Consider the following 14,724-nt stretch of genomic DNA (forward strand, 5'->3'; position numbering starts at 1 on the left):
CCGGCGGCGGCCGGGGCCGGCCCGCGTCCGCGCAACGCCGGCACCGCGGTTGCGCGCGGCAGGCGCAGCGCCTTGCAATGGAACGCGGCATCGACGCCTTCGACTCGCAGCATTCCGCCTTGCTCGGCGAACGCGACGAACGACGGCATGCGCGTGACCGCTGCGCTTTCGCAGCGGCGGCCGACGAGCGCGTCGCGCGCCGTGCCGAGCAGGTCGCACGCATGCGGGCTCGCGGCGACGATGCGGCCGTCTTCCGACACGGCAAGCACGCCGCTCCAGCTCGAACCGAGATACGCATGGCGCGGGTGGAACACGAGCACCACGTGCTCGGGGAAATAGACATCGAACAGGCGCGTCTCGATGTGCGTGGCCGCCGCGCTCATCAGCATCGACATGTCGTCGAGCGTGAGCGGCAGTTCGCCTTCGCGGGTGAGGTCGAGCACGCCGATCGGCTTGCCGTGCGGGTCGCACAGCGGCAGCGAGCGGCACGAGAAGCGGCTCAGCCGGCCGAGGAAATGCTCGCCGCTGTCGATCGCGACCGCGCGGCCTTCGACGAGCGCGGTGCCGAGCGCGTTCGTGCCGCGCAGCGATTCGCACCAGCTCGCGCCGGCGCGGATGTCGCCGATGCCGAGCGCGGCGAGCTGGCTCGCGTCGCCGTCGACCGACAGGATCGTTGCGCGCGCATCGGCCAGCAGGATCATCCCGTCGCGTCCGCAGCGCTCGGCGAGGAATTCGAGTTCGGGGGCGGCCGCGGCGAGCAGCAGGCGGTTCGCGTCGTGCAACTCGTCGAGGTTGCAGAATTCATGCAGGTTCAGCCGCGCGTCGTCGTCCCAGCGCACGCCGTGATCGAGGCTGCGCCGCCACGACTGGTCGATTTCGATGCGCAGGCAACCCTGCGGCAGCACGCCGTCGGAACTGAGGCGCTCGCGAATCAGGCGGGTTGCCTGCAGCCGGTCCGGAAGTCGTTGGCCGGAAGGGAAGTAGTCTTGCACGTCGCCCCTCCTCAGGAGAATGTCGGGCCGTCCGATCCGGCGCGGCCGCACGCAAAAAGGCCCGGCGAGTCTGGCATAAGCCCGGGCATAAATCCATCCGGTCAAAAACCTAAGGCCCAGGCGGGGCGCGGCAGTGCGGGCGATTCGCGCGGGCGGGCGGACCGCAATCGACGTGCGTGACGGGGCGGCGTGCATGGCTCGAGGGCGTGCGGAATGCTTGCGACGGCGGCGCTTACGTCCGCGGGTTGTACGCGTTGCACCAGCCGCCGTTCGCGACCCGTTTTCCGGCGAACAGCGGGCACGGTGCGGCCGGATCCGCGGCCTTGCCCTGGTACAAGCTGCAGCGGCCGCAGTCCTGGCCAGGGGTATAGCGTGCGAACGCGGCGCGGTTCACGTGAGCGGCGTCGGTGCGATAACCGAGCGCTTTCGCGGCCGGATCGGTTTCGTCGAGCAGCGCCGGCGCGGCAGAGGCGGCGCGCGGCAGCGCGGCGGCCGACAGCAGGCCGGCCGCGGCGATCATGAAGGTACGGCGGGAAGCGGGGAGGCGGGGCATCGGGTGTCTCGTTGTTGTTAAAGTTTGGGAACAGCGCAGCGGAATACGAACACGGGCCGACCTGCGCGCCGCGCGATCGTGTCGCGCGGCGCGGGCGTCGCTCAGCTCGGCGACGCGATCACACGTTCATCAGCACCGATTTCAACTCGGTGTAATGCTCGATCGCGGCCGCGCCCATTTCGCGGCCGAAACCCGACATCCGGTAGCCGCCGAACGGCAGCGCCGGATCGAGCGCGCTGTGGCAATTGACCCAGACCGAACCCGAGCGGATCTTCGGGATCATCCGGTGCGCGGCCGACAGGTTGTTGGTCCAGATGCTCGCGCCGAGCCCGTAGCGCGTGTCGTTCGCGAGGCGGATCGCATCGTCGATCGTGTCGAACGGCATCGCGACCAGCACCGGCCCGAAGATTTCCTCCTGCACGAGCGGCCCTTTCTGGTCGACGTCGACGAGCACGGTCGGCTTCACGAAGAAGCCGGGGCCGTACGCTTCGCCGCCGCACGCGAGCTGCGCGCCCAGTTCGCGGCCGCGCTCGATGTAGCCGGCCACGCGCTGTTGCTGCTTCGCCGAAATCAGCGGGCCCATGTCGACCGACGGGTCGAGCGCGTTGCCGAGCTTCATGTTGCTCGCGATGCCCGCGATGTCGCCGACCACACGATCGAAGTGCTTGCGCTGCACGTACAGGCGCGAGCCCGCGCAGCACACCTGGCCGTGGTTGAAGAAGATCGCGGTGGCCGCGCCCGCGGCCGCGACAGCCGGGTCCGCATCGTCGAACACGATCGTCGGCGACTTGCCGCCGAGCTCGAGCGTCACGCGCGTCATCGATTCCATCGCGGCCTTGCCGATCAGCTTGCCGACTTCGGTCGAGCCCGTGAACGTCAGCTTGTCGACATCGGGGTGGTGCGCGAGCGCGGCGCCCGCTTCGACGCCGGTGCCGGTGACGACGTTGAACACGCCGGCCGGATAACCGGCTTCCTGCACGAGTTCCGCGAGCCGCAGTGCGGAGAGCGGCGTTTCGTCGGCCGGTTTCAGCACCATCGTGCAGCCCGTCGCGAGCGCGGGGCCGAGCTTCCAGCACGCGAGCAGCAGCGGGAAATTCCACGCGACGATCGCGCCGACCACGCCCACGGCCTCGCGGCGGATGAAGCCGTGGAACTGGCTGTCGGGCATCAGCGGCATCGACACGTCGACGGTCGCGCCTTCGATCTTGGTCGCCCAGCCGGCCATGTAGCGCAGGAAGTCGATCGACAGCTGCACGTCCATCGCGCGCGCGATCTGCGCGCTCTTGCCGTTGTTCACGCATTCGAGCTCGGCGAGCTGCTGCGCGTCGCGTTCGAGCAGATCCGCGAGACGCCACAGCAGGTTCTGCCGTTCGCGCGGCCGCATGCGGCTCCATGCGGAATCGTCGAACGCCTGGCGGGCGGCGCGGACCGCGCGGTCGACGTCGGCCGCGCCGGAGGCCGGCACGCGACACAGCTCGTCGCCGGTCGCGGGGTTGTGGACGGCCAGGGTGGCGCCACTTTCGGCGCCGCGCCACGTCTCGCCGATCAGCATCGACGGCGTGCGTGCGATGAACGACTGGGTTTGCGGAAGTAACGACAACGTTGCCTGCATGGAAGCTCCTCGCTCATCGGGGTTCGGGTGTCGAGGCGAAAAGCAGCTTCCATACCAACGTTGATGCGGCGGCTTGCGTGCGCGCCGCACACGCCATGCGGCGCGGGGCGCGCGGCGTGACGGCCCGCGATCGCGCACCCGTCCGGCGTCGCGCCGCGTCGGCCGAGCGGTGTCTCAATTTGAGAATCCGGATGCAACGTGAGACGCGACATGCGGCACGCGCGCTGCCGGCCGTCATGGCCACACCGCCGCAAAGGCGCGCGAATGCCGGTTTGGCGCGCCGGTTTGAATCGGGATTTTCCCGAGCGTTCGGCGGTAAAAGCGCGTGTTTTCCTTGTGGCAAACCCGACGTCGGCAATTGGCACGGCCTGTGCTTGAAGAGCATGAGACAAGCGCCGCAGCGCTGCAGGCCGGACGATTCGAGACCCCACGTAAAGGAGCAGAGCCTTGTTCAAGACTTTCATTCGACGCAGCCGACCGCCCCGCGCGGCCGCCGCCGTCGCCGCCGCCGGTGCGCTCGCGCTGGCCTCGGGCGCCGCACAGGCCCAGGCCCAGGCGCCACGCGACGCTCACGCGATCCTGAGCCAGACATGCGCGGCCTGTCACGCGGCCGAGTCGAAGGATTCGTGGAGCCGCATCAGTCACCAGCGCAAGACGCCGGAAGGATGGCTGATGACGATCGCGCGGATGCAGACGATGCACGGCCTCACGATCAGCGACGACGAACGGCGCATTCTGGTGAAGTACCTGTCGGATACGCAGGGCCTTGCGCCGTCGGAGTCGAAGGATTTCCGCTACGCGCCCGAGCGTCGCCTGAACACGCAGGAGACCGCCGGCAACGAGGAATTCAAGCAGATGTGCGCGCGTTGCCACTCGGCCGCGCGCCCGCTGCTGCAGCGCCGCCCGGTCGCCGAATGGGACAAGCTCGTGAACTTCCACCTTGGGCAGTGGCCGTCGGTCGAGTATTCGGCGATGGGCCGCGACCGCGACTGGTTCAAGATCGCGCTGACCGACATGGCGCCGCTGCTCGCGAAGGACTACCCGTACAACAGCAGCGCATGGACTGCGTGGAAGCAGCACCATCCGCCCGCGACCGCGCTGGCCGGCACGTGGAGCTTCGGCGGCCACATGCCGGGCAAGGGCGATGCGTACGGCACGATGACCGTGAAGGGCGGCGCGGGCGACCGCTTCGACGTCGAGCTGAAGGGCCGCTTCGCGGACGGCAGCCCGCTCGTCGGCACCGGCACCGCGACGCTTTATACCGGCTACGAATGGCGGGCGAGCGTGAAGGTCGGCGACACGACGATGCGTCAGGTGCTGATGGCGAGCGACGGCACGCTGCGCGGCCGGATATTCGACGATGCGCACGACGAACGCGGCCTCGACTTCAACGCGGCGAAGCTCGGCAACGCGCAGATCGTGGCGGTGCAGCCGGCTTACGTGAAGGCGGGCGAGGAGACCGACGTGACGATCGTCGGCGCGAACCTGCAGGGCACGCCTGCGTTCGGCACGGGCGTGACGGTTGCATCGGTGCTCGAGCGCACGCCGGAATACGTGCGGGTGCGCGTGAAGGCCGCCGACGGCAGCGCGGCCGGCGCGCGCCGGGTGAGCGTCGGCGCCGCGCATGCGGACGGCTTCGCGGTCTATCGCGAGATCCACGATGTGAAGGTCGAACCCGACTACGCGGTCGCGCGCATCGGCGGCAACGGCGGCTCGACGCCGAAGGTCGAAGGGCGTTTCGACGCGGTGGCATGGGGTGTCGACGGCGCGGGCAAGCCGTTCCGCATCGGCGTCGTGCCCGCGCAATGGTCGGTCGCCCCGTTCGACGATCAGTCGAAGGGCGATCGCGACACGCAGTTCGCCGGCACGATGCAGGCGTCGACCGGCATCTTCACGCCGGGTAACGCGGGCCCGAACCCCGCGCGCCGAATGGGCACCAACAACACGGGCAACCTGAACGTCGTCGCGACGGTGACGGACGGGGCACGCACGGTGACGGGCACCGGGCACATGATCGTCGGCGTGCAGCGCTGGAACAACCCGCCGCTGCCCTGACCGGTCCGCCTGTCCGCACGCCGGGCCGCGACGCGGCCCGGTCCGAATCCGACGAACGCAAGGAGAATCCGATGAGCGCCATGCTGAACGTGGTCGAACGCAACGTGCACGAAGTGCGCGTCGACGACGAGCGCCTGATGTTTCATGTGCCGAGCAGCTCGCTGTTCGCGGCCGATCGCGTGACGGCCGACATCATCGACGCGCTGCGTGCGAGCAGCTGCACGGCCGATGAGCTGTTCGCGCGGCTGGCCGGCCGCTCGCCGCACGGCGAACTCGCCGAGACGCTTGGCGAGCTGATGGCCCTCGAGGTCGTCAGCGACGGCTCGCCGCTTACGCCCGAGATCGCGGTGAAGCGCGTCGAGCGCACCGCGATCGACACGGTCGTGCTGAACGTGAACACCGGCTGCAACCTGAGCTGCACGTATTGCTACAAGGAAGATCTCGACACGCCGTCCGCCGGGCGGCGGATGGACATCGACACCGCGAAGGCGTCGGTCGAGATGCTGCTGAAGGAATCGCCCGACCTGCCGCGCTACACGGTCGTGTTCTTCGGCGGCGAACCGCTCAGCAACCGCAAGCTGATCGAGTGCATGGTCGAGTATTGCGAGCTGCGCTTCGGCGCGCTCGGCAAGCAGGTCGAGTTCGTGATGACGACCAACGCGACGCTGCTGACCGAGGAGATCGTCGACTGGCTCGACGCGCATCGCTTCGGGCTGTCGGTCAGCATCGACGGGCCGCGCTCGATCCACGACCTGAACCGCCGCACGGTCGGCGGCGCGGGCACCTACGACGTCGTGCGCCGCAAGGTCGAGATGCTGCTCAAGCGCTACCGCAGCCGCCCGGTCGGCGCGCGCGTGACGCTGACGAGCGGCGTGACCGACATCGAAGGCATCTGGGATCACCTGTTCAACGAACTCGGTTTCGCGGAAGTCGGCTTCGCGCCGGTCACGTCGGGACAGCTCGACACGTTCAACCTGCAGACCGATGAGCTCGCGCAGGTGTTCGCGAACATGAAGGCGCTCGGCCGGCGCTACCTGGCCGCCGCGCTCGAGAACCGCAACATCGGCTTCTCGAACCTGCACCAGCTGATCACCGATCTGCACGAAGGGCACAAGAAGTCGTTGCCATGCGGCGCGGGGCTCAAGATGCTGGCGGTCGATCACAAGGGCGACCTGAACCTGTGCCACCGCTTCACCGGCTCGGCGCTGCCGACTTTCGGCAACGTGCATGAGGGCGTCGCGCAGGCCGAGCTCAACGACTTCCTGTCGCAACGCCTCGAGCGCAGCGGCACCGGCTGCGAAACCTGCCGGATCCGCAACCTGTGCTCGGGCGGCTGCTATCACGAGAGCTATGCGCGTTACGGCGACCCCGCGCATCCGACCTACCACTACTGCGAGCTGATGCGCGACTGGATCGATTTCGGCATCGAGGTCTACAGCCGGATCATCGCCGGCAACCCGGCGTTCATCGACAACCACATCACTCCGCGCAAGGCGAACTGACATGAAACATCTGAAGCCGCTCAACAACAAGGCGAAAAAGCTCGAGGAGGCCGTGCAGCAGGATCGCCTCGAGGAAGTCGTCGCGATGACGTCCGTCGCGGGCTGCACGTCGACGACCGACCCCGGCTGGGAAACGGACGTGTTCGGCGGGGTCGCGTCGCTGTGCCAGCCGATGGAGGCCGACCTGTACGGTTGCTCCGACCCGTGCTGGTGGCCCGCGCAGGTGCCCGACATGATGAGCACCTATCCCGACTGGAACAAGCACGCGACCGATTCGGGCGCGGACTGGCGCCAGCTCGGCAGCGTGTTCCCCAAAGACAAGTGATCCACCCGGCACCGATCAAGGATTCTCCATGCGATTCACGACACCCCTGAGCCGCGGGCTCCTCGCCGCCGCGCTCGCCTCGGCCGCGTCGCTGTCGGCCGCGGCCGACGGCCCGCTGCAGGCCGGCCACGAGTACCTCGCCGTCACGAACTATCCGAACAACCTGACGGTGATCGACACGGGCACCGACAGCGTCGTCAAGACCTGCACGCTGCCCGACGCGTTCGGCCCCGGCACGATCCAGATCAGCCCGGACCGCACGCGTGCCTACGTACTGAACAACCATTACGGCGACCTGTACGGTGTCGATCTCGATTCGTGCAAGACCGTGTTCCATGCGGAGCTCGCGCAAGCCGGCAACGAGCGGGCGCGCGCGATGTTCTCGATCGGGCTGAGCCCCGACGGCAAGGAGATCTACAGCGTCGTCAATCCGACGAAGCTGAACCGCGACAGCTACGACGTGCAGTCGCCGCGCCTGCAGGTGTACCGCACCGATGGCGGGCTCGACGCGAAGCCGGTGCGCACCTTCCCGGCGCCGCGCCAGACGACGATGCTGCAGGCCGCCGACGACGGGTCGCTGTTCATCGTCGGCGCCGATATCTACCGGATGAACGTGCAGACCGGCAAGTACGACGTCGCGGTGCCGCTGCGCAACTGGAAGCAGCCGCTGCACGGCCAGCCGGACGTGCTGTACGTGTGGCCGCAGCAGCGTCTGCAGCACACGTTGAACCTGCTCTACACGGCCAATCGCTTCAAGGACGAGAAGATGGATCCGGCATCCGCGCAGCCGATGTACGGCTACGTCGACATCGACCTGAAGACGGGCAACGCAACGGTCAGGGATTTCGCGCCGCTCACCGAGGTGTATTTCACGGGCGGGCTGTCGCCGAAGGATCCGAACGCGATGTACGGCGTGCTGAACCGGCTCGCGAAGTACGACGTGAAGAACGAGAAGCTGGTCGAGGCTGCGCCGCTCGATCACTCGTACTACTGCCTGTCGTTCAACCGCGCGGGCAGCAAGGTGTATCTCGCGGGCACCTACAACACTGTCGCCGTGTACGACGCCGACACGCTGAAGAAGCTGAAGGACATCCGCGTGCCGGGCGGCGACATGGCGATCACGACCGCACAGATGTTTACACGATGATGCATGCGCCGGCCCGCGGGCCGGCGCCATAGATCAGGAGACTCCATGACCACCGCCATCGCCGCCGGCATGCCGCGCGACGGCCTGTCGATCGTGCAGGGCCGCACCGACGTGCCGCTGTCGGATGCGACCGTCGCCGCGCTGCTGCGCGACACGGCGTCGCGCTTTCCGGCGCGGCCGGCCGTCGTGTTCCGCGAGCAGGGCATTCGCTGGGACTGGCGCACGTTCGCGCACGAGATCGACGTACTCGCGGCCGGCCTCGCCGCGCTGGGGACCGAACCGGGCGACCGCGTCGGCATCTGGTCGCCGAACCGCGTCGAATGGCTGCTCACCCAGTTCGCGACCGCGCGCATCGGCGCGATCCTCGTCAACATCAACCCGGCCTACCGGCTCGCGGAACTCGACTACGCGCTGAACAAGGCAGGCTGCCGCGCGCTGATCGCGGCCGAGCAGTTCAAGTCGTCGAAGTACCTGGAGATGCTGCAGGCGCTCGCGCCGGAACTCGCGCATTGCGCGCCGGGCGAGCTGCATGCCGCGCGGCTGCCGAGCCTGCGTACGGTCGTGTCGATGGGCGACGTCGCGCCGGCCGGGATGTTCCGCTTCGCGGACGTGATGGCGCGCGGCCGCGACACGCTCGATGTCGCGCGGCTCGATGCGATCGGCGCGACGCTCGCGGCCACCGACCCGATCAACATCCAGTTCACGAGCGGCACGACCGGCAGCCCGAAGGGCGCGACCCTCACGCACCGCAACGTCGTCAACAACGCGCGCTTCATCGCGATGGCGATGCGGTTCAGCGAGCAGGACACGCTGTGCATCCCGGTGCCGCTCTATCACTGCTTCGGGATGGTGCTGGCCGTGCTCGCGTGCGTGTCGAAGGGCGCCGCGATGGTGTTCCCCGGCGAGGCGTTCGACCCGGTCGCGACGCTCGCGGCGGTGGCCGATGAACGCTGCACCGCGCTGCACGGCGTGCCGACGATGTTCATCGCGGAGCTCGATCATCCGGAATTCGCTCGATTCGACCTGTCGACGCTGCGCACCGGGATCATGGCCGGCTCGCCGTGCCCGATCGAGACGATGAAGCGCGTCGTGTCGCAGATGCACCTGTCGGAAATCACGATCGCGTATGGGATGACCGAGACGAGCCCCGTGTCGTTCCAGAGTTCGACCGACGATCCGCTCGAGAAGCGCACGACGACGGTCGGGCGTGTGCAGCCGCACCTGGAAGTGAAGATCGTCGATCCGGACGGACGCATTGTGCCGGTCGGCGCGACAGGCGAGCTGTGCACGAAGGGCTATTCGGTGATGCTCGGCTACTGGGAAGACGAAGCGAAAACGCAGGAAACGATCGTCGACGGCTGGATGCACACGGGCGACCTCGCGACGCTCGATACGGATGGCTACTGCAACATCGTGGGCCGGCTGAAGGACATGGTGATCCGCGGCGGCGAGAACATCTATCCGCGCGAGATCGAGGAATTCCTGTTCCGCCATCCGAAGATCCAGAGCGTGCAGGTGTTCGGCGTGCCCGACGCGACGTACGGCGAAGAGCTGTGCGCGTGGATCGTGTTGCGCGCGGACGAGCGGATGACCGAGGACGACGTGCGCGGGTTCTGTCACGGACAGATCGCGCACTACAAGATTCCGCGCTACATCCGCTTCGTCGACGAACTGCCGATGACGGTGACGGGCAAGGTGCAGAAGTTCGTGATGCGCCAGCAGATGATCGACGCATGGGGGCTGAAAGCCGCCGATACCGCGTAGTACCGGACGGGCGGCCGCCGTGCCGCCCGCTACGCTTGCGATAACCACCCGCCGGGCGGCTTTCCCTGCCGCCCCGTCCGCCCGGGGTAAAATGCGCGCCACGCCGCGATGTCGCGCGCGACGGACATCCGCCGTTCCGACGAACGGCGCACGCAAATGCCCGGCGCCCGCACCGGGGCGTTCGAAGCGTCCCCCCGCATGACAAGACCGCGCGAGGCAGCCGGCCGCCCGACAGGCACCCGATCCACGGATCGGCAGCCGCGTCGGCGCCCGGCGCGTCGCCGTCCTCCGATGCCCATCCTGCGCTTTCCCGATCGAACGGCACGCATGCGGCCGGATCGTCCGATTCGTCAGATGAATGTCGTGCCGATTTGCCGACGGTGTCCGGCGGTTCGCCGGGATCGTCGCGGGTTCATGCGCGGGCACGCTTCGCAACGGCGTAATGGTTTCGACAGGGTCGAGTGGCGAGTTTTCCATCCAGAACAATGACGGTAAATAGAACAACAGCGTCGCCCGCACGGCGGCGGCGCGCGAAGGTCGGGCTTGGCGTCGGTCTCGGCATCACGCTTTTCGCGGCACAGGCCGCCGCGGCGCAGGGCGACACGCCGACGCCGGACGCCGAGGCAGCCGGTAGCGCGACGCTGCCGACGATCACGGTGAGCGGCGAGCGCGGCAACGCGCTGCGCGCCCGCAACGCATCGGTGGCGGGGCTCGACGACACGCCGCTGCGCGACACGCCGGCGTCGGTGAGCGTCGTCACGCGCGCGCAGCTCGACGACCAGCAGGCGAAGCGGCTGAGCGACATCGTGCGCAACGACGCGTCGGTCGTGAACGACTATGCACCGGTCGGCTATTTCGAAGGTTTTGCGATCCGCGGTTTTCCGGTCGATCTCGCGAGCGCGATCCGGATCGACGGGCTGACGGTGTCCGGCGAGCAGAACGTGCCGCTCGAGAACAAGGAGCGCGTCGAGATCCTGAAAGGGCTCGCCGGTATCGACAGTGGCGTCGTCGCGCCGGGCGGCGTGATCAACTTCGTGACGAAGCGCTCGGCGAACGTCGCGAGCGTGACCGGTGGCGTCGACAGCCGCGGCTCGACGTCGGCGGCCGTCGATCTCGGCCGCCGCTTCGGCCCCGACAACCAGTTCGGCTTCCGGATCAATGCCGCGAAGGAGAACATGCACTCGTACATCGACGGCACCAACGGGCGGCGCACGTTCGGCTCGATCGCCGCCGACTGGGACATCAGCCCGCGCGCGAGCCTGCAGCTCAACGCGGAATTCCAGCAGTGGATCCAGCGTTCCGCACCCGGCTACCAGCTGCTCGGCGGCACCGTCGTGCCGTCGATCAAGACGACGTCGAAGGCGCTCGGCACGCAGCCGTGGGCGAAACCGGTGACGACCGACGCGCTGAACCTGAATGCGCGCTTCGACTACCAGTTCAACGACGACTGGAAGGCCTATATCGCCGCCGGCCGCAGCCGCACGATGATCGACGACAACAGCGCGTTCGCGTACGGCTGCTCGTATGCGGCGAGCTGCGCGGCCGGCGCGACGTCGCCGTTCTTCTTCGGCGCGAACGGCGACTACGACGTGTACGACTTCCGCAGCCCCGGCGAATACCGGCGCAACGACGACCTGCGTGCGGTCACGACGGGCAAGTTCGCAACCGGCCCGCTGCGGCACGAGCTGACGCTCGGCGTGAGCGTGCAGCGCCGCGTCGTGAGCATGGCCGACGCGGTGTACGACTACGTGGGCAGCGAGAACATCTACGGGCCCGACACGACGTTCTCGCCGTCGCCGAATTCGCCCGGCCCGTCGTATCCGCGCCTCGACGCGTGGCAGTACGGCGTGTTCGGGCTCGACCGCATCAGCATCGGCGAACACTGGCAGGTGCTCGCGGGCGGCAAGGAGGTGCTGCTGCGCCAGCGCAGCTGGAGCAGCCTCGACGGCGACGCCACGCATACCGACCGCTCGGCGTTCTTGCCGCAGGTCGCGCTCGTCTACAAGCCGGTGAACGTGCTGTCGCTGTACGCGTCGTACAGCAAGGCGTTGTCGCTCGGCGACCAGGCGCCGGTGCGCGCGACCAATGCGTATGCGTTCCTGCCGCCCGTCGAATCGCACCAGATCGAGGTCGGCGCGAAATACGACTGGCTCGATCGGCTGAGCCTCACGGCGGCCGTATTCTCGATCAGCAAGCCGTTCCAGTTCGCCGACCCGGACCCGTCGGGCACGAGCTACACGTTCGTGCAGCGCGGCACGCAGCGGCACCAGGGGATCGAGCTCGGCGCGGCCGGGCGCGTGACCGAGCGGCTCGGACTGACGGCCAGTGTCGCGGCGATTCGTGCTCGTGCGTACGATTCGGGTTCGCCGGCGTACGAAGGGCACCAGATCATCAACGTGCCGGCGCTGCGCGCGTCGCTGTATGCGGACTACGCGGTGCCGGGCGTCGCGGGGCTGAACGTGCTGGGCGGCGTCGAGTACAGCGCGGCCCGCAATGCGAACGAGGAGGGCACCGCGCGCGTGCCGTCGTGGTTCGTGTTCAATCTCGGCGCGCGCTATACGACGAAGATCGGCGGCCATCGCACGGTGTTGCGCGTGTCGGTGGACAATCTGTTCAACAAGTTCTACTGGCGCGACGCGGGCGAGCAGCAGGGCGATGCGTACCTGTTCCCGGGTGCGCCGCGCACCGCGCGCGTGTCGTTGACCTATGATTTCTGACCGTCCGGAACCGGCAGCGTGACGCGCGGCCCCGGCAGCTAACCTGGAGAGCACAGACGATGTCCCCACTCGAAATCGCCGGCGTGATCGTCAGTGCGCTCGCGATCTGGCTGACCGCGAAGCGGCGCATGCTGTGCTGGCCGGTCGGGCTCGTGTCGGTCGCGCTGTACGGCTGGATCTTCTTCGACGCGAAGCTGTATTCGGACATGCTGCTGCAGGGCGCGTTCGCGGTGCTGCAGGTGTACGGTTGGCAACGCTGGCTCGCGCAGCGCGCGAGCGAGGCCGATGGCGGCGCGGCGCGGGCTGGCGACGTCGCGCCCGTCACGGGCGTGCGGCCGCTGCAGATGCTGCCCGACCTGATCGCGGCCGTCGTCGGCAGCGCGTTGCTGGGCGGCATGATGGCGCGCTGGACCGACGCGGCGCTGCCGTTCGTCGATGCGTCGCTGACCGCGTTCAGCCTCGTCGCGCAATACTGGACCGCGCGACGCTACATCGCGTCGTGGGGGCTGTGGATCGTCGTGAACGTCGTGTACGTCGGGATGTTCGTGTTCAAGGAACTGTATCTGACGGCCGGACTCTATGCGCTGTTCATCGGGCTGGCCGTCGTCGGCTGGCGCGACTGGAGCCGGACGGCCGCGGCGCTGCGCGCGGCGGCCGGCGGTGCGCTGGCAACGGGCGGCGGCGCGCGCTGAACCACGCGCCGATCTGAATCAACCACGGAGCAACGTCGTTCATGTCATTCCCACTCGAGCCGGACGGATCCCTGTCGCGTGACGTCGCGCCGCCGCAATTCGGTGTCGACGGCGAGCAGGCCGAACGCGACTGGCCGCTGATGACGCACGACGAAGTGGCGGCGGTGCTCGCACGCATCGACGGCACCGGCGAGCCGGCGCGGTTGACGTGGCACAGCCCGCGGCAGTTCGCGGCGGCCGTCCTGGTGCAGATGACGGACGGGCGCGGGCTGTTCGTCAAGCGCCATCACGTGAGCCTGCGCGATGTCGCAGGACTCGAGGAAGAGCATCGCTTCATCGCGCATCTGCGCGAACGCGGGATGCCCGTGGTGGACATTCTCGCGGATCGCGACGGTGCGACCGCGTTCGCGTCCGGCGACTGGACCTACGAGGTGCACGTGCGGGCGCCGGGCGTCGACCCGTATCGCGGCGTGATGTCGTGGCAGCCGTTCACACATCCGTCGCACGCGTACGCGGCCGGACGTGCGCTGGCCGAACTGCATCGCGCGTCGGCCGGCTACGACGCGCCGGCGCGGCCCGTGCGCACGCTGCTGTCGAGCTTTCGCGTGCTGTCGTCCCCCGATCTGGCGGGCGCACTCGAACGCTGGGTCGACGCGCAGCCGCTGCTCGTGCGCGCGCTCGGCGCGCGCGACTGGCGCGGTGACGTGGCCGACGCGATCGGCCCGTATCACGCGCGCCTCGTGCCGCTGCTGCCTGCGTTGCCGCCGCTGTGGACGCACGGTGACTGGCATGCGTCGAACCTGTTGTGGACCGAGGCGGGGCCCGGCGCGCAGGTGCGGACCGTGCTCGATTTCGGGCTGTCGGATCGCACCTGCGCGGTGATGGATCTCGCGCTCGCGATCGAGCGCAATACGGTCGACTGGATGGCGCCGGCCGATGCGCGCCGCGTCGAGTACGCGCAGATCGGCGCGCTGCTCGACGGGTATGAATCGCTCGAACCGCTGGGCGACGAAGCCTATGCGGCGCTGGTCGCGCTGCTGCCGATCGTGCATACGGAGTTCGCGCTGTCGGAAGTCGCTTATTTCGGCTGCATCATCGATGCGCCGGAAATTGTCGACATCGCGTACGACGGTTACCTGATCGGGCATGCGCGCTGGTTCGGCGCACGCGACGGGCGGCAACTGCTTGATTGGCTCGTGCAGCGGCGGCGGGTGAAGCAAGGGGCCGTTTGATTCCCGTGCCCGGGGTTTCGGCGCGCGCGTGCCGATTCCCCGCACTTCTGCAGTCTTCTTCGTGGCCATCGCGTCGCGCATTCACCGAATCCTCCTGATCGTTCAAGCGGGATGTGGCTCCCGCGGGGCGCCG

10 protein-coding genes and 1 pseudogene are annotated in these 14,724 nt (G+C 68.5%); 8 read left to right on the forward strand and 3 right to left on the reverse strand.

Features of this window, described 5'->3' with window-relative positions:
- The 3 genes and pseudogenes from BDO18943_RS27035 to BDO18943_RS27045 all read right to left on the reverse strand — a co-directional run.
- A pseudogene (locus tag BDO18943_RS27035) lies at positions 1-992 on the reverse strand (sigma-54-dependent Fis family transcriptional regulator); the annotation flags it as partial.
- 232 nt (positions 993-1,224) lie between these two features.
- The gene (locus BDO18943_RS27040) at positions 1,225-1,545 is read right to left on the reverse strand and encodes a high-potential iron-sulfur protein (protein WP_175024760.1); all 321 of its coding nucleotides are present in this window, start codon (positions 1,543-1,545) and stop codon (positions 1,225-1,227) included.
- 118 nt (positions 1,546-1,663) lie between these two features.
- Positions 1,664-3,157 (reverse strand): aldehyde dehydrogenase family protein, encoded by a 1,494-nt coding sequence (locus BDO18943_RS27045; protein WP_043178155.1) that lies wholly within the window; start codon positions 3,155-3,157, stop codon positions 1,664-1,666.
- 447 nt (positions 3,158-3,604) lie between these two features.
- Here BDO18943_RS27045 and peaA point away from each other — a divergent pair, with 447 nt between their 5' ends.
- The 8 genes from peaA (at position 3,605) to BDO18943_RS27085 (ending at position 14,591) form a co-directional block, all read left to right on the forward strand.
- Positions 3,605-5,212 carry a quinohemoprotein amine dehydrogenase subunit alpha gene (gene peaA, locus BDO18943_RS27050; protein ID WP_175024761.1) on the forward strand — a complete coding sequence of 536 codons (1,608 nt, stop codon included), beginning with the start codon at positions 3,605-3,607 and terminating at the stop codon, positions 5,210-5,212.
- 71 nt (positions 5,213-5,283) lie between these two features.
- On the forward strand, positions 5,284-6,714 hold the full coding sequence (gene peaB / locus BDO18943_RS27055; RefSeq protein ID WP_175024762.1) for a quinohemoprotein amine dehydrogenase maturation protein: 1,431 nt from the start codon (positions 5,284-5,286) through the stop codon (positions 6,712-6,714).
- Position 6,715: 1 nt separating this feature from the next.
- The gene (gene qhpC / locus BDO18943_RS27060; RefSeq protein ID WP_014900223.1) at positions 6,716-7,039 is read left to right on the forward strand and encodes a quinohemoprotein amine dehydrogenase subunit gamma; all 324 of its coding nucleotides are present in this window, start codon (positions 6,716-6,718) and stop codon (positions 7,037-7,039) included.
- Between the two features lie 28 nt (positions 7,040-7,067).
- Positions 7,068-8,186: a quinohemoprotein amine dehydrogenase subunit beta gene (gene peaD, locus BDO18943_RS27065; protein ID WP_175024763.1), complete on the forward strand. Its 1,119-nt coding sequence runs from the start codon at positions 7,068-7,070 to the stop codon at positions 8,184-8,186.
- Positions 8,187-8,231: 45 nt separating this feature from the next.
- Positions 8,232-9,950, forward strand: coding sequence for an AMP-binding protein (locus tag BDO18943_RS27070; protein ID WP_175024764.1), 1,719 nt, complete (start codon positions 8,232-8,234; stop codon positions 9,948-9,950).
- Positions 9,951-10,435: 485 nt separating this feature from the next.
- Positions 10,436-12,667: a TonB-dependent siderophore receptor gene (locus tag BDO18943_RS27075; RefSeq protein WP_175024765.1), complete on the forward strand. Its 2,232-nt coding sequence runs from the start codon at positions 10,436-10,438 to the stop codon at positions 12,665-12,667.
- Between the two features lie 59 nt (positions 12,668-12,726).
- Positions 12,727-13,359 (forward strand): nicotinamide riboside transporter PnuC, encoded by a 633-nt coding sequence (gene pnuC, locus BDO18943_RS27080; RefSeq protein ID WP_175024766.1) that lies wholly within the window; start codon positions 12,727-12,729, stop codon positions 13,357-13,359.
- 41 nt (positions 13,360-13,400) lie between these two features.
- Positions 13,401-14,591 carry a phosphotransferase enzyme family protein gene (locus tag BDO18943_RS27085; RefSeq protein ID WP_175024767.1) on the forward strand — a complete coding sequence of 397 codons (1,191 nt, stop codon included), beginning with the start codon at positions 13,401-13,403 and terminating at the stop codon, positions 14,589-14,591.
- The last annotated feature ends 133 nt before the right edge of the window (positions 14,592-14,724 follow it).

It is taken from the genome of Burkholderia aenigmatica (assembly GCF_902499175.1).
GTDB classification, from domain to species: Bacteria; Pseudomonadota; Gammaproteobacteria; order Burkholderiales; family Burkholderiaceae; genus Burkholderia; species Burkholderia aenigmatica.

Bases quoted from the DNA above. Each gene is read 5' to 3' on its own strand.
- BDO18943_RS27070 (WP_175024764.1), top strand. From the start codon at position 8,232: ATGACCACCGCCATCGCCGCCGGCATGCCGCGCGACGGCCTGTCGATC.
- BDO18943_RS27075 (WP_175024765.1), top strand. From the start codon at position 10,436: ATGACGGTAAATAGAACAACAGCGTCGCCCGCACGGCGGCGGCGCGCG.
- BDO18943_RS27045 (WP_043178155.1), bottom strand. From the start codon at position 3,157: ATGCAGGCAACGTTGTCGTTACTTCCGCAAACCCAGTCGTTCATCGCA.
- qhpC (WP_014900223.1), top strand. From the start codon at position 6,716: ATGAAACATCTGAAGCCGCTCAACAACAAGGCGAAAAAGCTCGAGGAG.
- peaD (WP_175024763.1), top strand. From the start codon at position 7,068: ATGCGATTCACGACACCCCTGAGCCGCGGGCTCCTCGCCGCCGCGCTC.
- pnuC (WP_175024766.1), top strand. From the start codon at position 12,727: ATGTCCCCACTCGAAATCGCCGGCGTGATCGTCAGTGCGCTCGCGATC.
- peaB (WP_175024762.1), top strand. From the start codon at position 5,284: ATGAGCGCCATGCTGAACGTGGTCGAACGCAACGTGCACGAAGTGCGC.
- BDO18943_RS27040 (WP_175024760.1), bottom strand. From the start codon at position 1,545: ATGCCCCGCCTCCCCGCTTCCCGCCGTACCTTCATGATCGCCGCGGCC.
- BDO18943_RS27085 (WP_175024767.1), top strand. From the start codon at position 13,401: ATGTCATTCCCACTCGAGCCGGACGGATCCCTGTCGCGTGACGTCGCG.